18 protein-coding genes and 6 pseudogenes are annotated in these 22,599 nt (G+C 43.8%); 11 read left to right on the top strand and 13 right to left on the bottom strand.

Annotated elements, in window-relative coordinates; all coding sequences use genetic code 11:
• Positions 1 to 4: 4 nt before the first annotated feature.
• A pseudogene (gene urtB, locus ACOBWA_RS14080) lies at positions 5 to 1,569 on the bottom strand (urea ABC transporter permease subunit UrtB).
• 489 nt (positions 1,570 to 2,058) lie between these two features.
• Positions 2,059 to 3,363: pseudogene (gene urtA, locus ACOBWA_RS14075) on the bottom strand (urea ABC transporter substrate-binding protein).
• A 460-nt stretch (positions 3,364 to 3,823) separates the two neighbouring features.
• On the opposite strand from urtA, the gene ACOBWA_RS14070 reads away from it, so the two are divergent.
• From ACOBWA_RS14070 to ACOBWA_RS14060, 3 genes are all read left to right on the top strand, one after another.
• A complete protein-coding gene (locus tag ACOBWA_RS14070) occupies positions 3,824 to 5,476 on the top strand; it encodes a DUF4139 domain-containing protein (RefSeq protein WP_420229718.1) in 1,653 nt (550 codons plus the stop codon).
• Positions 5,477 to 5,584: 108 nt separating this feature from the next.
• Positions 5,585 to 6,121 (top strand): NRDE family protein, encoded by a 537-nt coding sequence (locus ACOBWA_RS14065; RefSeq protein ID WP_420229717.1) that lies wholly within the window; start codon positions 5,585 to 5,587, stop codon positions 6,119 to 6,121.
• Complete coding sequence (locus tag ACOBWA_RS14060; protein WP_420229716.1) at positions 6,019 to 6,405, top strand: NRDE family protein; 387 nt, start codon at positions 6,019 to 6,021, stop codon at positions 6,403 to 6,405. Before ACOBWA_RS14065 ends, ACOBWA_RS14060 begins: the two co-directional genes overlap by 103 nt.
• A 142-nt stretch (positions 6,406 to 6,547) precedes the next feature.
• Here the strand turns inward: ACOBWA_RS14060 and ACOBWA_RS14055 are convergent, their stop codons facing one another.
• Positions 6,548 to 7,018, bottom strand: coding sequence for an RNA pyrophosphohydrolase (locus ACOBWA_RS14055; RefSeq protein ID WP_353670547.1), 471 nt, complete (start codon positions 7,016 to 7,018; stop codon positions 6,548 to 6,550).
• A gap of 476 nt (positions 7,019 to 7,494) precedes the next feature.
• On the opposite strand from ACOBWA_RS14055, the pseudogene ACOBWA_RS14050 reads away from it, so the two are divergent.
• Together ACOBWA_RS14050 and ACOBWA_RS14045 are read left to right on the top strand one after the other, a co-directional pair.
• A pseudogene (locus ACOBWA_RS14050) lies at positions 7,495 to 7,909 on the top strand (OsmC family protein).
• A gap of 11 nt (positions 7,910 to 7,920) precedes the next feature.
• The gene (locus ACOBWA_RS14045; RefSeq protein WP_414559463.1) at positions 7,921 to 8,349 is read left to right on the top strand and encodes an MAPEG family protein; all 429 of its coding nucleotides are present in this window, start codon (positions 7,921 to 7,923) and stop codon (positions 8,347 to 8,349) included.
• Positions 8,350 to 8,601: 252 nt separating this feature from the next.
• Here the strand turns inward: ACOBWA_RS14045 and ACOBWA_RS14040 are convergent.
• The 9 genes and pseudogenes from ACOBWA_RS14040 to ACOBWA_RS14000 all read right to left on the bottom strand — a co-directional run bounded on the left by ACOBWA_RS14040 (position 8,602) and on the right by ACOBWA_RS14000 (position 14,953).
• A pseudogene (locus tag ACOBWA_RS14040) lies at positions 8,602 to 9,517 on the bottom strand (tRNA dihydrouridine synthase).
• A gap of 154 nt (positions 9,518 to 9,671) precedes the next feature.
• Entirely contained in the window at positions 9,672 to 10,028 is a 357-nt protein-coding gene (locus ACOBWA_RS14035) for a 3'-5' exonuclease (RefSeq protein ID WP_420229715.1), read from the bottom strand.
• Positions 9,944 to 10,360 (bottom strand): hypothetical protein, encoded by a 417-nt coding sequence (locus tag ACOBWA_RS14030; protein ID WP_420229714.1) that lies wholly within the window; start codon positions 10,358 to 10,360, stop codon positions 9,944 to 9,946. The genes ACOBWA_RS14035 and ACOBWA_RS14030 overlap by 85 nt, the downstream gene beginning before the upstream one ends.
• On the bottom strand, positions 10,357 to 11,169 hold the full coding sequence (locus ACOBWA_RS14025; RefSeq protein WP_420229713.1) for a UvrD-helicase domain-containing protein: 813 nt from the start codon (positions 11,167 to 11,169) through the stop codon (positions 10,357 to 10,359). Before ACOBWA_RS14025 ends, ACOBWA_RS14030 begins: the two co-directional genes overlap by 4 nt.
• Before the next feature lie 216 nt (positions 11,170 to 11,385).
• Positions 11,386 to 12,123, bottom strand: coding sequence for a twin-arginine translocase subunit TatC (gene tatC / locus ACOBWA_RS14020; RefSeq protein ID WP_420230788.1), 738 nt, complete (start codon positions 12,121 to 12,123; stop codon positions 11,386 to 11,388).
• A gap of 148 nt (positions 12,124 to 12,271) precedes the next feature.
• Positions 12,272 to 12,973 (bottom strand): Sec-independent protein translocase protein TatB, encoded by a 702-nt coding sequence (tatB, locus tag ACOBWA_RS14015; RefSeq protein ID WP_420229712.1) that lies wholly within the window; start codon positions 12,971 to 12,973, stop codon positions 12,272 to 12,274.
• A 26-nt stretch (positions 12,974 to 12,999) separates the two neighbouring features.
• Complete coding sequence (gene tatA / locus ACOBWA_RS14010; RefSeq protein WP_057761945.1) at positions 13,000 to 13,239, bottom strand: Sec-independent protein translocase subunit TatA; 240 nt, start codon at positions 13,237 to 13,239, stop codon at positions 13,000 to 13,002.
• 218 nt (positions 13,240 to 13,457) lie between these two features.
• On the bottom strand, positions 13,458 to 14,315 hold the full coding sequence (gene hisI / locus ACOBWA_RS14005) for a phosphoribosyl-AMP cyclohydrolase (protein WP_420229711.1): 858 nt from the start codon (positions 14,313 to 14,315) through the stop codon (positions 13,458 to 13,460).
• Between the two features lie 194 nt (positions 14,316 to 14,509).
• Entirely contained in the window at positions 14,510 to 14,953 is a 444-nt protein-coding gene (locus ACOBWA_RS14000; RefSeq protein ID WP_420229710.1) for an acyl-CoA thioesterase, read from the bottom strand.
• A gap of 435 nt (positions 14,954 to 15,388) precedes the next feature.
• On the opposite strand from ACOBWA_RS14000, the gene rpmI reads away from it, so the two are divergent.
• From rpmI to ACOBWA_RS13975, 5 genes and pseudogenes are all read left to right on the top strand, one after another.
• The gene (rpmI, locus tag ACOBWA_RS13995) at positions 15,389 to 15,586 is read left to right on the top strand and encodes a 50S ribosomal protein L35 (protein WP_057761939.1); all 198 of its coding nucleotides are present in this window, start codon (positions 15,389 to 15,391) and stop codon (positions 15,584 to 15,586) included.
• 119 nt (positions 15,587 to 15,705) lie between these two features.
• Positions 15,706 to 16,062: a 50S ribosomal protein L20 gene (gene rplT, locus ACOBWA_RS13990; protein ID WP_011281252.1), complete on the top strand. Its 357-nt coding sequence runs from the start codon at positions 15,706 to 15,708 to the stop codon at positions 16,060 to 16,062.
• Positions 16,063 to 16,389: 327 nt separating this feature from the next.
• Positions 16,390 to 17,444: pseudogene (gene pheS, locus ACOBWA_RS13985) on the top strand (phenylalanine--tRNA ligase subunit alpha).
• A gap of 188 nt (positions 17,445 to 17,632) precedes the next feature.
• On the top strand, positions 17,633 to 20,032 hold the full coding sequence (gene pheT, locus ACOBWA_RS13980) for a phenylalanine--tRNA ligase subunit beta (protein ID WP_420229709.1): 2,400 nt from the start codon (positions 17,633 to 17,635) through the stop codon (positions 20,030 to 20,032).
• Between the two features lie 214 nt (positions 20,033 to 20,246).
• Positions 20,247 to 20,545, top strand: a pseudogene (locus ACOBWA_RS13975) (integration host factor subunit alpha).
• Between the two features lie 244 nt (positions 20,546 to 20,789).
• Here the strand turns inward: ACOBWA_RS13975 and ACOBWA_RS13970 are convergent.
• On the bottom strand, positions 20,790 to 21,146 hold the full coding sequence (locus tag ACOBWA_RS13970) for a hypothetical protein (protein WP_057761933.1): 357 nt from the start codon (positions 21,144 to 21,146) through the stop codon (positions 20,790 to 20,792).
• 544 nt (positions 21,147 to 21,690) lie between these two features.
• Between ACOBWA_RS13970 and ACOBWA_RS13965 the strand changes: the two genes are divergently transcribed.
• On the top strand, positions 21,691 to 22,578 hold the full coding sequence (locus tag ACOBWA_RS13965; RefSeq protein ID WP_102092076.1) for a neutral zinc metallopeptidase: 888 nt from the start codon (positions 21,691 to 21,693) through the stop codon (positions 22,576 to 22,578).
• Positions 22,579 to 22,599 lie beyond the last annotated feature (21 nt).

The following is a 22,599-nucleotide window of genomic DNA, read 5'->3' as shown; positions in this document are numbered from 1 at the left end:
CTCCTTATTCGACAAAGCGGCCTTTGAGTGCAAATAAACCTTGTGGCCGTTTCTGAATAAACAGAATCACAAGAACCAACAACACAATCTTTGCCAATACCGCACCGATACCAATCTCAAGTACCGTGCCGCTAATACCAAGTCCCAAGGCGGCCAATACTGCACCCCATACTTGTCCGACACCGCCAACGACGACGACCAAAAACGTATCAATGATATAGGTTTGTCCCAGATCAGGACCCACGTTGCCGACTTGGGCAAGGGCGCAGCCAGCCATACCAGCCAGTCCAGAGCCCAACCCAAATGCCATCATATCGATACGTGCAGAGGGGATACCGACAGCACGTGCCATTTGGCGATTTTGGGTAACGGCTCGTATAAACAAACCAAAGCGCGTTTTGTTAAGTAAGTACACCAGTAGCGCCACGACAATGACGGTAAAACCAATAATAGCAATACGGTTGTAAGGCAGTACCAAACTTGATGACACTTGATACGCACCGCTGAGCCATGCCACGTTACTGACTTCAACGTTCTGCGCACCGAAAATCATCCGTACTAATTGCATCAAAATCAGACTGACGCCAAAGGTCGCCAGTAAGGTTTCTAGCTCACGACCATATAGTGGGCGAATGACAATGCGCTCAATAATCATGCCGATGACAGCGCTGACTAAAAAAGCAGCCGGAATAGCAGCAAGCAAATACCAACCTGCCATATTCGGTATATAAGCTTGAAAGAAGTTTTGAACCATATAAGTGGTATAAGCGCCAATCATAATTAGCTCACCGTGCGCCATATTAATAACGCCAAGCAAACCAAAGGTAATGGCAAGACCAAGCGCTGCTAGCAGCAAAATACTAGCGGTACTCATACCGGTGAAAATATGACCCGTCCATGTGCTTATTTCGATACGACGTGACACGCTATCTCTTGCATCGATAAGTGCCGCTTCAAGCGTGGGATCTAAATTATCAGTTGTGAGAGCAGACTCGATATCGACCAATACTTGCGGGCTGTCGCTATCAGCGAGTACTTGCATGGCTGCAATTTGAGTAGGTAGGTCGCCGTTTTTAAAATCAATACGAGCTTGTAGTGCCGTTAGTGCCTTTTTGACTTTAGCGCTATCCTCATTTGCCGCTGCTGTCGCAATAATGGCTGGATCTACTTGGTCAATATTGTCGGCCAAAATCTCTACAGCCTGTAGGCGCTGTGCTGGCTTGTCAGATGCTAGTTTTACCTTGGCTTGACCAAAGATGAGCGCTGAGCGTAGGGCATTGGTCAGGGTAATTTGTGATAAATCACTTGGCCAATCGTCAGTCTCTTTTTATCAGGATAAGTAAACAGCTGATCTTCTTTATTCAATAAATACGTTTGCCCACTATTGCCTTGATATAGCTCATCATTGGCAATAAATTCAACCAAACTATCTAAACTTTCAACGGTTCCTGGCCAATCACTTAGCATGGCTTGGCGCTTACTAAAATCACCTGCCACAAACTGTTGAATGGCGTCACCTGAGCTTGTAGAAGTTGCTGCTGAGGTATCTGAGGTGGTTTGAATAGAGATAGATTTGTTCGCAGGCGTGAGCAACGATTGCTCACTATGAGCGGTATCCGTATCGTGGTCATGTACCTGACCATCATGATCCGCATACGCTGTGGTGGTAAAAGTTGTTATGCATAATGCCATCAATGCAAGTAAACGCAGAGGCGCATAAATTGAAAAACGAGCCGCATGCTGCATGACTTCACTGGCTGATGCTTGTGGGTTATTTCCATTTTTGGACGATGTTTGCCCTACAAACGGGCGTAAAGTATGGTGCTGCATGTGCGGCTCCCTGTTTTTCACAGACAACAAACCCTTAGCCACTACTGCTTAGCGTACTAAGCGATAGAAGTATTGATAAGGTTTGGCGTTATTTAAAAGTTAAGAATAAGTGTTGAAAACAACTGTGAAAAATAGGCGTTAGGATTGTTATTAGTGTCGTTTATCCATCCGCCTACTATTCAATTACTATCCACGTGCTTTTCAGTACCGCTTTATTTGTAGAACGAGTTATTTAGGAATGTACTCGCTCCATGGCTGGGCTTGGATAACTTCTGGCGTTTTGAAAATCGTATCAAACTGTCCGTCGGCACGAATTTGACCAATCATGACAGGCTTCCATAGGTGATGGTTTTCTTCATCCATTTTTAATGTATAGCCAGAAGGTGCGTCGAACGTTTGTCCTGCCATGCTAATACGTACTTTATCGACATCAGTCGTACCTGCTTTTTCGACAGCTTGCTTCCACATGTTGATACCGACATAAGTCGCTTCCATTGGATCATTGGTCACGACTTTTTCAGCATTTGGTAGTTTTTGGTCTAATGCATATTGCTTATAGCGTTTGGTGAAGGCACTATTAGTCGGGTTTTTGATCGACATAAAGTAGTTCCACGCCGCCAAATGCCCCTGTAGCAGAACTGGTATCGATACCGCGTAGCTCTTCTTCACCGACTGAGAATGCCATGACTGGAATATCTGATGCTTTGATGCCTTGGTTCGCTAGTTCACGATAGAACGGAACGTTTGAGTCGCCATTGATGGTCGAGATAACCGCGGTTTTTTGCCCGTTGAGAACTTTTTAACGTTAGATACGATGGTTTGGTAATTGCTGAAACCAAATGGGGTGTACTCTTCCATGATGTCTGCATCAGCCACGCCTTTTGATTTCAAAAATGCCTTTAAAATCTGGTTGGTGGTGCGTGGATAGACGTAATCAGTACCTAACAATACAAAGCGCTCTGCACCGCCGCCTTCTTCGCTCATCAAGTACTCTACTGCTGGAATGGCTTGCTGGTTGGGCGCCGCACCAGTGTAAAAGATGTTTTCTGACTGCTCTTGTCCTTCGTACTGTACTGGATAGAACATCAATCCGTTTAACTCTTCAACTACAGGTAATACAGATTTGCGTGATACCGATGTCCAACCGCCAAAGATGACATCTACTTTATCTTGAGTGAGTAGCTGACGGGCTTTTTCAGCGAATAATGGCCAATCAGAAGCAGGGTCGACGACGACTGGTTCGAGTTGCTTACCGAGCACACCGCCATTGGCATTGATTTCATCAATCGTCATTAACGCGGTATCTTTTAGAGAGGTTTCAGAGATGGCCATGGTGCCAGACAGCGAATGTAGTATGCCGACTTTGATAGTGTCGCCATCAGCAGCAGGCTCGGTGGTCGTTTCTGTACTCGTTTCAGCGGTTGTCTCTGTCGATGCCGTAGTTTCGGCAGGTTTTTGACAGCCCGCGAGACTCAAGCTACCAACGACAGCAATCGCTAATAATGAGAAGCGTGATTTGATTTTGCCGTGCATATGAGTCTCAACAAATTGAGGATTGGCTAAAGTTGGTAACGAAAACATGGACATCTCCTAAATAAACACAAAAGATAAAATATGGCTCCTGAACACTTATTAAGAGTTCAAGTTCCGTGCCAAGTTAAAAAAGCCAATAATCGAGTAATAATTGAGCAATAATTAGGTTCTGATTAATATATTCATTAATTTAGTGCAGGATGGCTAATAAACTGCACCATAAAGGGAGATGAACAAAAAAATGGTGCAATACAGAAAACTAAATTTTTAAAACTGAATAGCTGCCACATGAAGAAATTTATCGTTAGAAGTGCTTCTTACTAAAAATGCTGCTTGCTAAAAGCATTTATTGCCAAAGACCTGTAAAACGGCTACGGTAATATCTCTAAGATAGTTACTATTTTGCGCGTTGAGCCAATGCGTGGCTGCCATGATCGATTTTACTGCTAAGGAATGATGTATGAACGCACAATTAACGGATTCGACTGTCTCAACAGGGCATGGCAGCGTATTGCCGCCACTTAATCAAATGACCAGATTTGCTATCTTGCCATTTGTACTTGGTAGTAGTGGCATCTTGGGATTGTCTTCGGCACAAGCAGCCACCAGTAGCGTCGAGCAAGTGACCATTTATCAGGGGCTGGCGAGCGTGACGCGCGCATTGCCTATCACAGGTAGCGGTGAGCAAACGGTGGTGTTTTCGTGCTTGTCACCTTATATGGATAAAGAAAGCCTAAGCGTACAGGCGACAGGTAGTGTCAACGTTGGGGAAGTCAGTATCGAAGAGTTGACAGGTGAGCAGGCAGCCCAGTGCCAATATCAAGGTGACGCCAAGGTACAGACGCAGCAAAATACCTTAGCCAATATCAATGCTGAATTAGAAGCGGCACGGTTAGCAAAGGCCTACTTGCAAAATCTGACCAAAGCCACGCAAGTCAATACGGATAGTACGATTGCCAATAATGCCCGCGATATAGAAACTCAAGCGACCAGTATTAACCAAAGGATTTTAGAGATTCAACAGCGACAAGCGCGTGCCCAAGACGCATTGAACCAACTGATGGCAGGCAGCGCGACATCGACCTTTAACAAGGTGACACAGGTGAGTGTACGTACGGCAAGCCGCTCGCCAAGCAGCGTTAAGTTGCATTATCAAGTGCAAGGTGCAGGTTGGGAACCTACGTATCAAGCTCGCCTAAACACAAATAGTGATCAATTGGGTATCACAGCATCTGCGATTATCGCTCAGCAAACTGGCGAGAACTGGACAAACGTACCACTGACACTTAGTACCGTTAATCCTAATCAAAGGACGACGGGGCAATTGCCGTATGTGCAGCGTCTGTCATTGTATGAAGAGAGCGCAGATGCCCGAGTAAGACGTGAGCTACCTATGATGGATGCGTCCCCTGTTATGATGGAAGAGCCTGCTTATAACAAAGGAGCAGGGGTAACTATGGCACCGCTACCGAATTTTACGGTCAGTAGCCAAAACAAAAATGGCATCATCGAGTATCGTTTACCGCAGTTGGTCAGTATTCCGAGTGACGGGAGACGCGTACGCACAGTGATTGGGGAGCAGGCAGGTAATAGTAAGCTCTGGATTCGTAGTACGCCAAGTGTTGAGACTGCTGCCTACTGGTATGCGTCAGCGCCGTTTTTGACGCCGGACTGGGTCGATGGTTCGCTACAGTTGTACCGTGATGACAACTATGTAGGTCAGTCGCGTTATAATTATCAAGTGCTAAAAGAGCAGGGGATTGGATTTGGTCGTGATTCAAATATGCTCGTAAAAGAGCTGACCAGTGAAGATAAGCAAGGTGAGAAAGGCGTGCTAAACCGTATGCAAACACTGACGACCACCAAGGCCTATCAATTTACCAATCAGCACAATCGCAACGTACGTTTGCAAGTACTGGGCAGTGAGCCTATCAGTCGTGACGATATTTTAAAGGTTGCGGTGACGCATACGCCGCCTGTCACTGAGCGAGATTGGAATGACAATCAAGGCATGGTAGCGTGGGAATTTGACTTACCAAGTAAACAATCACAAGTAATACGTTCAACCTCCCAAATTAGTTATCCTGCCAATAAATTGCTAACTGGCAATTAATAAGTACTGCCTGTAAGTGCTACCTTATTAATAGGTAAAGTCTGAAATAATATCTTTGCCTCTATTAAGAATTACTCGCATAACGAAAATTATTATAAAAGGAAAGCTATGTGTATTGTCGCTATTGCTTGGCAATTATTTGATGAGTTACCGCTGGTACTACTGTCTAACCGTGATGAGTTTTTGCAGCGCCCAACTGAGCCGCTCCACCAGTGGTCTGACCAACCTATTTATGCTGGACGCGATAAACAAAGCGGTGGTACGTGGTTAGGCATTCATCAGCAAGCGTCACCAGCGCAGAGTCCAGAATATCATCACCAAAATGGCCGTTGGGCTGCGGTATTAAATTTTCGTGATGGGGTGCAGGCAAGTAATGATGAGCGCTCGCGAGGCGCACTGGTCACTGAATTCTTGACAGGGACTCTAAGTCCAATGGATTTTGCACGGCAGATTGATTTGCAAGATTATGCGGGTTTTAATCTGATCATTGGTGACACTGCGCAAGCTGTGATCGTCAATAATCGTGGTCATGCCCCACGCCATTGTATTCAGGTCTACATGTTATCTCTAATGGTCAACCAGAGGACAGTTGGTTTAAGACAGAGCGGTTGCGCGGGCGACTACGTCAAGAGGTGCTGCCATTGATTGCAGAGGATAGCTCACCTGCGTACTGGCAAGCGGCGGCTTTCAATGTCTTGTCAGATAGTACCAAAGCACCAGAAGACAAATTGCCTGTTACTGGCGTAGCATTTGAAGTAGAGCAGATGTTATCGTCTGTTTATATTGAACCTGTCGCTTTTGGCGACACTGAAACTAGTAAACCTACTTATGGTACCCGCACTCAAAGCATCTTAACGTTGCGCAAAGAGAGAGATACGGGAGCAAACTATAAGGCGAATATTATTAGCCGAGAGTTTGATAATCACTGACAATGACTGTTAGTAGATAATAAAAACACCCACGGTAATTGCTAACATTCTAGCTACTATCGTGGGTGTTTTGCATCGTACTATTAAGTGACTCATTACATAAGCAAATGATTATTTTGCTCAGGAATGATCAGCTCTTGCTTTAGGGGAGTTCGCGTACCAATTCTTGCAAGGCACGACGATAAACGCCTCGTTTAAAGTGAATCACTTGTCCGAGTGGATACCAGTAGCTGACCCATTGCCAATGGTCAAATTCAGGTTTCCCTTCATCAAAGCGGATATGTTGAGTATTTGGCTCATCTAAGCGTAGCAAAAACCATTTTTGTTTTTGCCCAATACATAAGGGATGCTGACCATGACGTACATAACGTTTTGGCAAACGATAGCGCAACCAGTCTTGCGTGACTGCCAATAAGTCTACGTGACGCGGATGTAAGCCGACCTCTTCCCAGAGCTCGCGATACATTGCATCCATCGGCGTCTCCCCGCGGTCGATACCACCCTGCGGAAATTGCCAAGCGTTGTGACCAATACGTTTTGCCCACAGAACCTGCCCTTGTGTATTTGCCAAGATGATGCCGACGTTGGCGCGAAAGCCGTCTGCATCTATCATGACTAAACCTTTTAATTTGTTTAAAAATAGCTTGTTTTGACTTGAAACCGTGACAGCAATCGTAATTATTATAAGGTGATTGTTATCGATATTCGCTCAAAACAAGATTCATTACCGTTATTAAACCAAGAAACAAGCAAAATGTGTAACAGTATTTTGCTATAAAATGTTTCACGAGTTTTACCTTTTAAAATCAACTATTTAAGAGCAAACTTTTGTAGGTTTTTATGAGGAATTTTTAGGCAAGAGTTGAAGAGTAGTAATAGACGTATGGAGATACGATTATTTAGTAAGCTATCGAACTTCACTATTTCGATATGTATAAAGTGGTAAAAGTACAGAGTTCACTGGCGAGCTAACAGCAAAACAATGAGCCTATAAAATCTTGCTTTGGCTTGTGCTACACTAGCTGAGCAATATATCATTCACACAATAATAATAGGCAATACGCCATTTAAAATAAAGGAACATCTACAATGTCAGAATCAAAAGCAAGCGTCATATGGCAAGAGAACAAAGCTTTTATGGGCGTGTCACCATCAGGACATAATGTACAAATCGATGCTGATAAAGAAAAAGGCTCAAGCCCAATGGAGCTGATTTTGCTAGGACTAGGTGGTTGCGCCAGTTATGATGTCGTAGAGATTTTACAAAAATCACGCCAAGCAGTGACGGATGTACGTTGTGAGCTAACCGCCCAGCGCGCTGAAACTATACCAGCGGTCTATACTGATATTCATATGCATTTCGTTGTCACTGGTCAAGATGTCAAAGAAAAACAAGTCGAAAAAAGCCATCCAGTTATCAGCAGAAAAATACTGTTCTGCCAGCCGTATGCTAGTAGCAGGTGGGGTCAATATCACCCATGACTTTGAAGTGGTTGCAGGCTAGGGACTTATATAATGATAAGTGCATTTTTTGAGTTGGTAACTGACAAAGTGGCGTCTGCCATTTTGGCCATGGTGGTAGCAAGTCTATTGCCATGGGCGGTGTCAATCGTTGCGAAAGTATCTGGTGGCTTTAGAATCAGAAATAATGCACATCCTCGCGAATTTTTTCAAAATGTGACAGGCATGGCAGCACGTGCTAATGCAGCACAACAAAACAGCTATGAAACCTTGCCAGTGTTTTTGGCGGCAGTGATAGTTGCTATGCTATTCTTTGTACCGCAGTCGATTATCAACGTATTGGCTTGGCTGTATGTGATGATACGAATTGGTTTTTGTGTGGCGTATATTACTAATTTGGCAATGTTCCGCTCTATCCTCTGGGTATTATCAATGGCATGTTGTCTAATGCTATTTTATTTAGCGATACGAGTCAGCGTCTAGGGCATGCCCTCAATTCAAACGACAGTTATCTAAACGGATTAAAAATGGCTAAATTTTGCCAAACAGCGTCAAATCGCTTGCTAGTATCTCGATATTATCTACGCTATTTTTCTCGTTTGACGGTAATTTATCTCATTTTTATCTCCATTTTTGAAATGAGGACACACCCTGGTAAAAATATCCGTAACTGACAAAACGCTCAAATACAAGCAGGTGATTAATTTCGTACGCTTGCTTGTAGGGCGCTAATAATCACCGCTTTATTTTTTCTCGTTTGATACCTTCCCACACTGTTTGTGCCTCAACATAGCCTTTGGTGAGCATACCTAACCATTGCTTATAGCGTCCGACTAACACCACATCGTTCTTTGCCTCACCTTCCAAAAACTTAATCTGATGGGCAATCAAATCTTGCCATAATAATGTAGCCGTATTATCTCCGTTGTCAGTACTTTTTCAGTATCATTATCAACCTGTGCCACTAAATCAGGACGCGTTACTGCGCCGCGACCTAACATCAAGTGCTGTGTACCTGCTTGCGTCATACAGTTCTGCGCATGCTCAAAGTTCCAAATTTCTCCATTGGCTATGACTGGAATATCGAGCGCATTAAAACTTTGAATTTTGTCCCAATAGGCGGGCGGCTTATAGCCTTGGGTTTTAGTGCGTGCATGAATGGTTAGCCAGTCGGCGCCACTGTCGTTAATTGCGCCGCGGATATCATCCATGCGACTGGTATCGGTGTAGCCCAAGCGAATCTTAGCTGATACTGGTATGTGAGCGGGAACGGTTTGGCGTACGGCACTGATAATCTGATACATGGTTTCAGGTTCATCTAACAATACAGAACCCCGCGATGGCTATTTACCGTTTTTGCAGGACAGCCAAAGTTGATGTCGATAGCAGGTGCACCAAGCTCACAAGCGTAAGCGGCGTTTTCGGCCATAAGCTGCGCTTCGCTACCCAAAATCTGTACATGAATGGGCGTGCCAGAGGCCGTTTTGGCATCATGATGTAGCTCAGGCACATATTTATAAAAAACATGCGCAGGCAAGACATGCTGAGTGATGCGAATAAACTCACTGACCGACCAATCATAAGGACGATCCAAGTCAGACGCAATTTGGGTTAAGATTTGGCGCATCAAAGGATCGGTCAAGCCTTCCATAGGCGCGAGCAAACGCACTGGAGCTGCAAATAACTGATTAATAGTATTTTGACGCGTTTGAAGTTGCTGGCTATTATTCATGCTGGTGATTCACTGCTAAAGGATCGTTATAAGAGATTGAATAAAACTTGAGGTTGACAGAGGTGTAGGACAATTAAGTATTACCAAAAATCACTTTTTTACCCGTCTGTAATCCTGATATCAAGTCTTTAATATTGTGAATATCCAAATTGCTTTGCGCGCGAGTACAGGCGACATAGAGCAAGCGCAACTCTTCTGGGCTTATCTTGACCGCGTTGGTGGTCACATCGTAGTAAAAATCATCATCTAGTTGTACTTTTCCCCATTCAAGCCCTTTGGCTTTATGAGCAGTAGAGATGACATAGTCAGCGTTTTCAATGCTAGTCAGACTATTGACCGCTTGGCTTAGTACATTAGTACCATGGTCATCGACCAGTTTGACCAGTGTTTTGAGGTCGCTACCCTCATTGGTTTCGGCGTACTCTTGCACATCACCCCAATTATAAAAATAAGCCAGCTCAGGTACACCGTAAGCCGATTTACCATTTTTAAGTTTTCGGCTGCCTGACAGAATTTGAGCATACGGTCGGTATCCGCTTGTAGCGCCACGCGATGCCCGTGTTTTAATCCTGTCAACAGTTGCGACATAGCAGCCGCATTGGTACGGCACAAAATAGCATCTTTTTTGCTATGTACCATGCCCTTATCGGTAGAGGACTGCTTATTCGGATTGCCTTTTAACGGTACGTCCTCTTGTAGTGCTTTTAATAAGGTGTTGGCCACTTCTGCAATCGGCTCGCCAAAGCGAAAAGACTGCGTCAATAATGTCTGCGGTAGCGGCAGTTTTTCATCGCATTGACCGCACCGCGCCATTCATAAATCTGCTGGTGTGCATCGCCCACATAGATGACTTGTCTCGACTGCTGAGTCAAGATACCCATCATCAAGGGATCGGCATCTTGGGCTTCATCAAATAAGATAAAGTCCGCTGGAATACTGGGCTTAGACAACGCCCAAAGCTTGAGATAAATATCATGGCCAATACCAGCAGGGTGACGCGCATCAATCGACTGTAACCAACGCTGCTCAACAGCGGGGTAGAGCATCTCCGCGCAGCTGCTCTGCATCTGAGTCATCGAGCCAGCTTGGGAAGAGTATGTGCCTTGGCGCAGGGTAGCTGGCATGCGTGCTGCAAAATTACTTACCGCATCGCTGACGAACCGAGACAATCGTGCGGGTGTCAGCGTAATGTATTTATTAACCCCATCCATTTGTCGACGTACTTGTACAGGCTGTAGTCCTAAATCATCACCGAGACGCTTAGGTGAAAATCGTGGCAAAGATAGCTTGGCGGTAATATCACGAGCAACATGACGATAAGCTAATGAGTGAAAAGTACGACACTCTACATGCGGCGGAAACTTTGAACGAGCATCATTGGCAATCGCTTTGTTAAAAGCCAGATATAGTCCGCGTCCACGTAAGCGCTCACCGATTAGCTTGAGCGTCGTTGTCTTACCGGCGCCCGCATAAGCGACAACTTTAAACGACTTGTGATCCATCGCCATATTCAGCGCGCTCAGCTGCTCGTCAGTGGGATCGCTCATATAAGCTGGCATAGATGCGGACATAATAAAGCTACCTAAATACAAAAATTGATTAAAAACAAAAGGGGCAAAAAAAGCCACTGGGTAAACAATGGCTTATAGATGATGGTGATGCTAAAACGTGATAATAAGCAATCAGCTTACTAATGAGGCAAGAATAAAACGGTGTAATGGTAGTTTAACGCATAGCTATATGTAATCAATAACTTTATTTTAGTCTAGATTAGACTAGTAAGTGTTTTATTCTTTGACTGTCGATACGATAGTAGGACTTGGCTCTTCTTTGATTAAAATCTTTGCCAAAAACAAACCAAGCTCAAACAACAACCACATCGGAATCGCCAGCATGAGCATCGATACGCCATCGGGCGGCGTGACAACGGCAGCCACAGCAAAACAGCCCACAATGATATAACGACGTTTTTCTTCTAAGCTCTGAATGGAGACAATACCTGCCAATATCAATAGCAAAGTAACGACTGGAATTTCAAACGTTAAGCCGAATACCATAAATAATTTTAAGGCAAAACTGAGATAGCTGTCGATATCTGTCATGGGTAGTACGTTTTGCGGGGCAAACATGATAAAGAACTTTAAGACCCCTTTGAGCACAATAAAGTAAGAAAAAGCCACACCGGCATAAAACAAAAATATAGAAGATAGCAGTACTGGAATAGCAATTTTCTTTTCTTTTTTATACAGACCGGGCGCTACAAATGACCAAATTTGATAAAGGATATAGGGCATCGCCAAAAACGCGGCTACAAATACGGTCAAACGTATCGGTGCCATAAAGTTTGACGTGATATCGGTGGCAATCATGGTCGAATTGGCAGGTAACTGTGCAACTAATGGGTCAGACAATAAGTTATATAGCTCGCGCGAATAACCGACCAAGCCTAAAAATATTATCAGTACTGCCACACATATTTTGATCAAATGCCGACGCAGCTCAATCAAATGCTCGGTAATAGGCATATCAGCCAAAGGGCTTAAGACGTCATCTGATGATTCGTTTTGAGTGCTATCAGTTGTTGCTTTATCGTCTTGATCAATGCCATCTAAAGTAGGAGTATCTGAAATCGCGAGTTTCTCTTGACGACTTTTTTGTGCTTGAATAATGGCATCAATCAGTCTCCTGCTTATGGTCAGAAGTCTGCATGTTGGCAGGACTGTTGAGTAGGGCATCCGCTTTATAGTTTGGCACATATGGTGGCATTGGGAGCCGACGTGCTTTGTCATAAGCGCCAAGTCGAAACCACATGTTTTCCCACGGTCGGGTAATGATGGTCTGAACAACTGGCGCTGCTTTGGCGTTGTCACTCACATTTGCATCATCCACATTTACGTCATCTACATCGTCACCGTTGTGACCGCGCTTCGATAATTGACCGTTTTCTAACGTATTTGTCTGCTCGTCAGTGGCATAAGCATAGTCGAAGGCTTTTGGTGTGGCTGGTTGCTGCTTTTGTGTGCGGCTATTTTCTTGAGCTTCGTCGCCCTTGCTGTTTTCAGCATTTGTCGATGCTTCAGAAGCAGGACTATGTGAGCTTTCAAAAGCTTTCATATTGCCGCGCATCTCAGCCATCTCACGCCTCATTTCAGCTTCGGTCTGGCGAATTTTGGCAAGTTCTTTTTGCATTTGCTGACGTGTCTCAGCCAAGTCAAGCTCAGCCTCTATTTCAGACTGCAATGTTGAGACTGTGCGGCGAATTTTGGCATACCATTGCCCAGCCGTGCGCGCTGCCTGCGGCAGTTTTTCTGGGCCCAGTACGATTAGGGCGATAACGCCAAAGAGAAGTAGTTCAGAAAACCCGATATCAAACATAATGGTCCGATGTCACTGTTTAGATGCTATACGTTATGCTTATCATCAACCTTGGTGGTTGAGCGCTCTTCAGTGTGTGCCGTTGCATCGTGGTCAAGAACCGCGTGTTTTTTGGCATGCTCTGTATTTTCATCTTTAACAGCTTCTTTAAAGCCTTTGACAGCACCGCCCAAATCTTTACCAGCATTTCTGAGTTTTGAGGTGCCAAACACGACAACGACAACGACCAATAGTATCAGCCAATGTGTAATAGAAAAACTACCCATAATGGTATCCTTGTGACCTGGTTTTGTGACCTAGTTTTGTGACTTGGTTTTCAGTCTTTATATGCCTGCTTTTAGTTTGCAAAAAGGTCTATCTAGCAAACAAAAAGCATCGACATATAATGCGAGATAAAACAGAGCTATATTATAACCTGCACTTATTACAAATAGGTGAAAGCAACAATAATCCAATAAAATAGACGTTTATTTTTTATTTAGGCTTATCTAGCGGCTTTTTCATCGATACCGGACAACCCAAAACGTCTGCCTAGCTCGTTTAATACGGCGTCCGACTCTATATCAAACCATGCCAGTCCAACCAAGGTATGGAACCAGACATCGGCGACTTCATAGATCAGCTCATGACGTGCTTCATCATAGCTTGCTTTGTCTGTACTCTCATCGCAGTTAGCAAAATCTTTGGCAGCGATGATGCTTTCTGTACTCTCTTCACCGACTTTTTCTAATATCTTATTTAATCCTTTAGCATACAGACTGGCCACATAAGAGCTGTCGGCATCGGCTTGTTTGCGCTCTGCTAATACGCTATCGAGCTGCTGCAATACAGAGGCTTTATCGACTTGTGCTTGAGCAGTATCAGCTTGTGCTTGGATAGTATCAGAGTCAGTATTCGAACCAGTGTTTTCAATTTCAAGAGTTTCGCTAGTAGAGTCATGAGAATGATAAATATCTGCAGGGTCTTTTAATACTTTATCGACAGTTTGCCATTCAGGCGTTTGACCTGATAAATCCAACCGCTGATAAAAGCAAGATTCACGTCCCGTATGGCAAGCAATGCCGCCAGCCTGAGTGACACTAAGCACAATCACATCTGCATCACAGTCTAGACGAATATCATGCACAGTTTGCGTATGACCTGATGACTCACCTTTATGCCACAGCTTGGCACGTGAGCGTGAAAAATAAACCGCTGTTTGGGTTTGCGCGGTTAGCTGCAATGCTTCTGCATTCATCCACGCCATCATCAAAATACGACCTGTCTGATGATCTTGAGCAATTGCAGGAATCAAACCATCATCATTAAAAGTTACGGCAGTCAGCCAAGCAGGTAAAGTCATAATGTATTTGTCGTCTTATAGGTAGAAAGTGAAAAAGAGTGATAAGCAATTATACTACTTATGATTAAAGCGGGAGATTATCTGAAATGCTCTGCAATATGCTGACAGCTAGCAATATGATGTCAGCTAAATGTGCTATAGAGTGCAATTATGCTAAATCTAAATGAACAGCATACTATTGATAATAAGCGATTCTACAGTCTAAATAAATGCGGATACAACGCTTCTTTAATCGTATTATCAAGCTTAGTCACTTTATTGAGGTTAAAGTCGTAACCTCTAAAATGCTGGCGCGCTTTTGCTACTATTTCGCCCGTATGCATCCGCGTGACCTTTAGGATTATATTACCGCCATTATCATATATTGGCTCAACACCAACTTCAAATAACAGCTCTTCTCGTACGCGGATACGGCTCACAATATCTAGCTGCAATTTATCAATAATCAAGCCTTGATGGTCTGCGTTGATTTCTTTGACACCTTTAGCATATAAAAATCTTAGCCGTGCTTCGGACAATAGCGCTGTCAGAGATTCGATCGTCATATGCTGTCCTGCGTCGGCTTCCGTATGACGTACACGCATCACTGTCTCAAAAACAAACAAGTCGTCGTCGAATACTAACTCTTGTTTTGACACACTATCTCCTAGAGTGATGGCCAAAGATTATTCTATTTATCGTGCTGTAGGTTAGTAGCATTGTTGTCGTTATAGCTATACATCACAGCCTAAATATTCATGGTAAATAAGTGGGTTTTAATAGGGTTTATATAAAGATATAGCTCAGTCTCTACTTAAGCACAGCTTAGGTTGACATTCAATCTATTTAGAGGAAAATTAGCCGTTTTATTGGTGCTTTTAGGAGAGTCGCTATCGCTTATTTGATGCTGATTATTTGTCTATATTGTCTACTAAAACCTCGCCAAAACTTTACTTGGCAAAACAAGGCACTATCTGCTAAAATAGCGCCTCCCACCTCGAGGCAAATAGAGGTTTAGTGGTTATTTATATAACGATTATTCAGTGTGACTATTTGACGACCAGGTTCTAAAACAGAAAAAGAGGCAAATCATCATGAAAGTTAAGATGAAAACCAGAAGCGGCGCAGCTAAACGCTTCAAAAAAACAGCGAATGGCTTCAAGCGTAAGCAAGCATTCAAAAGCCATATTTTGACCAAGAAATCAGCTAAGCGTATTCGCCAATTGCGTGGTCTTAAGTTGGTGCACAAGTCTGACGAAGCAGCAGTTCGTCGTATGTGCCCATACATTTAATAGCCTACCGTCATCTATCTTTGATTGAAAATATTTGACTTTGCAATCTGACAATGATGTTTGTTATTTAACGGCATCATCACTCGCTTAACAGTGATTAAAAAATCTTGGAGTAAATTATGGCCCGTGTAAAACGTGGTGTACAGGCAAATCGCCGTCACAAAAAAATCTTAAAGCGCGCAAAAGGCTACTACGGTGCCCGTTCACGTGTTTACCGCGTAGCGGTACAGGCAGTGACCAAAGCTGGTCAATATGCTTATCGTGACCGTCGCAACAAGAAACGTACTTTCCGTCGTCTTTGGATCGCACGTATCAATGCTGGTGCACGCTTAAACGGCTTAAGCTATAGCCGCTTCATCAATGGCATGAAAAAAGCAAACATCGCAATCGATCGTCGCGTTCTAGCAGACATCGCTATGCATGATGCAGCGACTTTCACAGCATTGGTCGAAAAAGCAAAAGCGGAATTGGCCTAAATATTAACCGTCCTTCAGGTATGATGCTTTTAAATAATTATTTATAAGCAATTGTCTAAATGGATAGGACTAATATTGATTAATAGTATGATATTAATAAAAGCTACCGCTGGTCGGTGGCTTTTTTTATATTAAATTATTTTAAGCGTGCTCTATATTGAACTTTGTCGAGCAAAAATACGCTTATTATCGTCTAAATATTCAAGCCATTCTTATAACCAGTCTTTATATTAATCTTTTATATAAACATAGCTGGATAAATGGTTTGCAATATTTGGTCAAATCCCTACAATTAATAGTCCGTTCAAATCAGGAATAATGCGTCTTATGACTAACCCTGCTGCCACCAACGACTTGTCGGCGCTACCGACCTTGTCTTCAGAGCTCAATGAGCTTAACGAAGCTCAGCTTACCGAATTTGCGAGTGCTGCTGAAGCTCTAATCCTACAAGTAACTGATGCGCGTACACTGCAAGATTTGCGTGTGCAGTTGACTGGTAAAAAGAGTCCGCTAACGGGCTGGTCAAAGCAGATGGGCAAGCTCGATGCTGACGATAAAAAACTTATGGCGGCTGGTTGCATCAAGTACGTAGCCGCATTCAGCAAGCACTGACAGACCAACAGCAGCAACTAGAAGTCGCAGCGCTCAATGCCAAGCTAGAAAGCGAGAGCATTGATATTACTTTGCCTGCTCGCGGTGGCCAAAAGGGTCATCTGCATCCAGTAACTATGATTACTCAGCGTATGCAACAGTACTTTATTCAAGCGGGCTTCAATGTCGCAACTGGCCCCGAAGTCGAGAGCGACTACTATAATTTTGAAGCGTTGAATATCCCGTCGCACCATCCTGCACGTGCGATGCATGATACTTTTTATTTTGATGCGCATTATCTATTGCGTACGCATACTAGCCCTGTTCAGATTCGTACCATGGAAAAAAATGAGCCGCCGATTCGTATCATTTGCCCAGGCCGTGTTTATCGTAACGACTCAGACCAAACTCATTCGCCGATGTTCCATCAGCTAGAAGGCCTTATGGTCACCGAGTCGAGCACTTTTGCTGAGCTAAAAGGTTTAATCAGTGAGTTTCTAGAAGCATTTTTTGCCAAAGAGCTGACCGTACGTTTCCGTCCTTCGTTCTTCCCATTCACTGAGCCTTCTGCAGAAGTGGATATCTTAGATGATAACGGCAAATGGCTTGAAGTGATGGGCTGCGGTATGGTACATCCACAAGTATTGACCAATTGCGGTATCGATAGCGACAAATACACTGGCTTTGCTTTTGGTATGGGTATCGAGCGCTTTGCGATGCTGTATTACGGTATTGATGACTTGCGCTTATTTTTCCAAAATGACGTGCGCTTCTTAAAGCAATTTGGCTAGAGTTTTCCTTATACCTATATAGTCAGTTCAAGATAACTTAGATCCAAGGAAAGTGAGTGAAAGTACTACAAATTGTAGACTGAGCGAGCCTGACGCTGTATCTAATTTATATAGGATTGACCATAGCAAGTGAATTCGCCAAGCTTTACTCCAACATCTTTATTATAAAATTCTGATCCGAGATATTTATGAAAATTAGCGAACAGTGGCTACGTCAGTGGGTAAACCCTACAAATACTAGCGAACAGTTAGCCGAACAGTTGACTATGGCAGGTCTTGAGATTGATGAACGCTATGCGGTTGCCCGTGCTTTTAGCGGTGTGGTCATCGGTGAAGTCATCAGCGTTGAGCAGCATCCAGATGCAGATAAACTGCGTGTCACGCAGGTAAATATTGGCGACGCTGAGCCGCTACAAATTGTCTGCGGCGCGCCTAATGTGACCGTCGGTATGAAAGCACCGGTTGCTACCGTTGGTGCGGTATTGCCAAGCGATGATAAGAAAGGGTTTAAAATCAAAAAGAGCAAACTACGCGGTGTGGCCTCAAACGGCATGCTATGCGGCGCTTCTGAAATTGATTTAGTCGATGATATAGATGGCTTGCTTGAGCTGCCTGAAGATGCACCAGTTGGTACGGATATCCGTGAGTATCTAGGTCTAGATAATCAAATATTGGATATCTCTATCACCCCAAACCGTGGTGATTGCTTTAGCGTACGTGGTATCGCTCGCGAAATATCAGTCATCAACGATTTACCTGTACAAATGCCAGAAATCTCGGCCAATACTGCTGGCACTGCTGCAACGCCAGCCGTGACAGTCGATGCAAAGGAAGCGTGCCCTCGCTATCTGTTGCAATCGATTCGTAATATTGATCGTAGCATTGATACTCCGAAATGGATGCAAGATGCGCTGGTACAATCAGGACTACGTTCACATAACTTCTTGGTCGATGTGACCAACTATGTATTGATGGAATTGGGTCAACCGTTACATGCGTTTGACGCAGACACGATCGAAGGTGATATCGTTGTACGTTTGGCACAGCCTGATGAAACCATTACTTTGCTAAATGAGCAAACTGTTACCTTGACGGGTGACGAGCTTGTGATTGCTGATGACAAAGGTGCCTTGGCACTGGCTGGCATTATGGGTGGTCAGCGTAGCAGTGTCACCGATAGCACTACCAATATCGTTGTAGAAAGTGCTTTCTTTAATCAGTTAGCTATCGCTGCGCGCGCACGCCGTTTTGGGCTGCATACGGACGCATCTCAGCGTTTTGAGCGTGGCGTCGACTTTGAATTGCCAGCATTAGCGTTGGCACGAGCTTGTGATTTAATCACCAGTATTACTGGCGGGGAAGCAGGACAAATAGTCACGGCCGAAAATCTTGAGCATTTGCCAGCACGCGCACCGATTACATTGCCAATCGCGAAAGTTAGCGATGTCATTGGGATTGATATTGAGCCATCTGAGATGGTACGTATCTTGACCCAACTGGGTTTTGACGTAGAGCAGCAAAGCGATTCACTGATTTGTAAGCCGCCATCTTACCGTTTTGATATGAGTATCCGCGAGGATTTAATCGAAGAGATTGCTCGTATCTATGGCTATGACAATATTCCAAGCGTCCTGCCACATTTGCAAGTCAGCATGGATTATGATGATACTGCAGATTTAACCCATGAAATGAAGCTCGCATTGGTCGACAACGGCTATATGGAAGCGATTAGCTTTAGCTTTAGTGATGCAAAACTAGAAGCATTGCTTGACGACGAAGCACTGGGTGAGGTGTTGGCACTGGCAAACCCTATCTCTAGTGATTTGGCCGTTATGCGTCGTACCTTGCTATCGAGTCTACTGCCTTGCGTACAATATAATTTAAATCGCCAGCAGCCACGCGTACGTTTCTTTGAGACGGGTCTTAGCTTTGTTGGACAAAGTATCAGGGACTTAGTACAAACGCCAAGTATTGCTTTAGTTGCAGTTGGTGATATATGGAGCGAACAAGCTTATCAAAACCGCGCCTTAGATTTTTATGACCTAAAGCATGATATTGAGCAGCTATTACCAGCACAAATCGATAGCGCACGTATTCGCTACGAGCGTAGTACGCTGAGCTTCCTGCATCCAGGACAAAGCGCTGAGTTGTATATTGATGATGTATATGTTGGTTGGTTGGGTCAGTTGCACCCAAATACTGCTAAGCAATTAGATTTGCCGACTACATGGGTCGCTCAATTGTCACTGGCACCGCTATTGACGATTGCACGTGAGCAGCATGCTATCACGACACCAAGCAAGTTCCCGCAGGTACGCCGCGATATTGCTATCTTGGTAGACAGTGACATCAGTTTGCAGACACTAGAGACAACCGTGCGAACTGCGGCAGGTAATATGCTGACTGATCTTTGGTTATTTGATGTTTATCAAGGTGACAAAGTACCAGCAGGCCAGCGCTCACTAGCGTTTGCACTGATATGGCAAGACAGTACGCAAACGCTGTCTGATGAAGCCGTCAAGACTGCCACAGATAAAGTGGTACAAGCGCTAACTGACCAGCATTCTGTACAGCTGCGCGACAGCTAACATTTAGTAAGTATTATACCCAATGCTCTGTAGTCTTTTTACCATGAGGCTACGGAGCATTGCTATTCATAGAATAAGTTAAGTGGTTATTAATAAAGGATTTTAATGAAGACTTTGTTAAAAACGGTCAAAAAACCTTTATAATAGCTAGCCTTAACCCTCATACCGCTAAACCATGATATTCGACATCACGACATAGCATAGGAGTCGTACTGTGAGCACCTTAACCAAATCTGACATGATTGAGCATTTGATGAGTCACCTAAACCTAACACGCCAAGAAGGTCGCTGTCTGGTGGAGAACTTTTTGATGAGCTGTCAGAGAGTTTGATTGATGGCAAGGAGGTCAAGCTTTCAGGCTTTGGCAACTTTGAGCTTAAAGATAAAAACAGCCGTCCAGGCCGTAACCCGAAAACAGGGGAGCCTGTTGCAGTATCCGCGCGCCGTGTGGTTACTTTTAAAACAGGGCAGAAATTTCGCCAGAAGGTTGACGAGCGTTTGTTTGATAGCTAATACTTAGTTTGGCACTGCGCTGAACGATAGTGTGTCTGTTTTATCGTGAAATTATAAGAATGCTAGTGCGTATTTGCACTTAGTTATTTTTGCGTACATCTATGTATTTCGATATTGGAGCACGCATCGCATATTAGGGTTATCTATAAAGTAGAAACCTACTAAAATCATAAATGATAGACATAAAAAAAGAGAGCATAGGCTCTCTTTTTTACTACAGTTTATCTATTGTATGAACAATAAATTACTGAGCTTCTTCAACTACTACTTCGTCAGAAGCTTCAACAGCAGCAGTATCAGTTTCGCTAGCTACGTCTACGCTAGTGGTATCGCCGTCTACAGGAACTTCAGCGTCCATTTCGTCAGTAGCAGTTGCAGCTTGTGCATCAGCGATATCAGCTTCAGCGCCAGCAACAGCAGCGTCAGCATCAGCAGTCATTTCGCCTTCAGCAGCAGCTTCGTTTAGCTCTTCAGAAGCGTCTTGCACTTCTTCTTGCGCGTCAGATAAATCTTCAGCAGCGTTTTCTTTGCTGCTATCACAGGCAGTAAGGCCCATAGTTGCAGTCATGATACCAGCTAGAGCAAGTAATTTAAGTTTCATATGGTTTTCTCCGGAAAAATGAAATGAGCAGTAGCAGCAACAAAGGTCGAAATCCGAGATTTCTCAGAATTCAACTAGTCTTAGTCACAGCTACTCAGCTTCCACGCATTCTATAGGTTTTCTAAGTAAATAGAAATAGCCTGTACAATTAAGTAACAATAATATTTAAAATAATATTTTACTTTCTCTATCCGATATACTTTTTAATACAAGAGGCTAGATTAATCGACGTATAATCAAAGACATGAGAAGGATGGAGAGCTTTTCTGGTTCCTGTTTCTTATCTAAAATTGTCGATATTAGCCCCGTTTGTATGGGTAAGAATTGAATTAAGTAGTCCGATTATCGTCTTATATTACATAAATTATAGTTAAGTTAGCAATTTTATGGGTTTCTACTTGCTTTTAGGATAGTAGACTAGGCCATAGCGTGAATTAACCAGCCAAATAATATATAACATCAGTAATGATTAATAGAAGTAGTGGTTAATAGAGATAGTGGTTAGTAGAAATAACGAATCAATCTATATTTGAGGAATAGAATTATGAAATGGCAAGGTAGACGCGGTAGCTCGAATGTGCGCTCTAGCACAGGTGGCGGTAAGATGATCGGCGGTGGTATTGGTGGTATTATCATCGCTGGTATTTTATGGTTGGTATTTGGGGTAAACCCAATGACCGCATTACAGACAGGACAAGCGGTCACAGGCGGTGGTAGTGAGTCATCTACCGAGCTTGCAACCAGCACAGACCGAGACACGCAGTTTGTGAAAGTTGTACTAGCAGATACAGAAGAAGTCTGGCATCAAATCTTTAACGAAGCTGGTAGCACTTATCAAGAACCGTCATTGATTTTGTTTAATGGTCAGGTTAGCTCTGCATGTGGTAGTGCTAGCTCTGCAACAGGTCCATTTTATTGTCCAGGGGATCAGACTGTTTATTTGGATACGTCATTCTTCGTAGAGATGCGTCAGAATCTTGGTATTTCAGGCGATCAGCAAGGCTCTGGTGGTGAAGAGAACCAAGGTAAGGCTGGCGATTTCGCACAGGCCTACGTGATAGCACATGAGGTAGGTCATCATGTTCAGACGTTATTGGGCATCAGCCAACAAGTTAATGAAGCTCGTCAGCAAGTGACCCAAGCACAGTCCAATAAGCTATCAGTATTGCAAGAGTTGCAAGCGGATTGTTTTGCTGGTGTATGGGCCCAGCGCAATCAAGAGCGCGTACAGTTTTTAGAAGCTGGTGACCTTGATGAAGCGGTGAATGCAGCTAGTCAAATCGGTGATGATCGTCTAGCAAAAGCGAGTGGTGGTGCAGTAGTGCCTGACAACTTTACTCATGGTACCAGTCAACAACGTGTCGAATGGTTCACCCGTGGTCTAGAAAGCGGTAATGTACAATCTTGCGATACGTTCAGCGGTGCACTTTAATAGCTATACATATTAGTAGTC

This window comes from Psychrobacter sp. ER1 (assembly GCF_048631835.1).
In the GTDB taxonomy this organism is placed as follows: Bacteria; Pseudomonadota; Gammaproteobacteria; order Pseudomonadales; family Moraxellaceae; genus Psychrobacter.
The sequence above is the reverse complement of the archived record's forward strand: the minus strand, read 5'-3'. Positions and strand labels throughout refer to the sequence as shown.

What these genes read in the sequence shown, in the direction of transcription:
- ACOBWA_RS14070 (WP_420229718.1), top strand. Translation starts at nt 3,824, where the DNA reads ATGAACGCACAATTAACGGATTCGACTGTCTCAACAGGGCATGGCAGC.
- ACOBWA_RS14065 (WP_420229717.1), top strand. Translation starts at nt 5,585, where the DNA reads ATGTGTATTGTCGCTATTGCTTGGCAATTATTTGATGAGTTACCGCTG.
- ACOBWA_RS14055 (WP_353670547.1), bottom strand. Translation starts at nt 7,018, where the DNA reads ATGATAGATGCAGACGGCTTTCGCGCCAACGTCGGCATCATCTTGGCA.
- ACOBWA_RS14045 (WP_414559463.1), top strand. Translation starts at nt 7,921, where the DNA reads ATGATAAGTGCATTTTTTGAGTTGGTAACTGACAAAGTGGCGTCTGCC.
- ACOBWA_RS14025 (WP_420229713.1), bottom strand. Translation starts at nt 11,169, where the DNA reads ATGTCCGCATCTATGCCAGCTTATATGAGCGATCCCACTGACGAGCAG.
- tatC (WP_420230788.1), bottom strand. Translation starts at nt 12,123, where the DNA reads ATGCCTATTACCGAGCATTTGATTGAGCTGCGTCGGCATTTGATCAAA.
- tatB (WP_420229712.1), bottom strand. Translation starts at nt 12,973, where the DNA reads ATGTTTGATATCGGGTTTTCTGAACTACTTCTCTTTGGCGTTATCGCC.
- tatA (WP_057761945.1), bottom strand. Translation starts at nt 13,239, where the DNA reads ATGGGTAGTTTTTCTATTACACATTGGCTGATACTATTGGTCGTTGTC.
- hisI (WP_420229711.1), bottom strand. Translation starts at nt 14,315, where the DNA reads ATGACTTTACCTGCTTGGCTGACTGCCGTAACTTTTAATGATGATGGT.
- rpmI (WP_057761939.1), top strand. Translation starts at nt 15,389, where the DNA reads ATGAAAGTTAAGATGAAAACCAGAAGCGGCGCAGCTAAACGCTTCAAA.
- rplT (WP_011281252.1), top strand. Translation starts at nt 15,706, where the DNA reads ATGGCCCGTGTAAAACGTGGTGTACAGGCAAATCGCCGTCACAAAAAA.
- pheT (WP_420229709.1), top strand. Translation starts at nt 17,633, where the DNA reads ATGAAAATTAGCGAACAGTGGCTACGTCAGTGGGTAAACCCTACAAAT.
- ACOBWA_RS13970 (WP_057761933.1), bottom strand. Translation starts at nt 21,146, where the DNA reads ATGAAACTTAAATTACTTGCTCTAGCTGGTATCATGACTGCAACTATG.
- ACOBWA_RS13965 (WP_102092076.1), top strand. Translation starts at nt 21,691, where the DNA reads ATGAAATGGCAAGGTAGACGCGGTAGCTCGAATGTGCGCTCTAGCACA.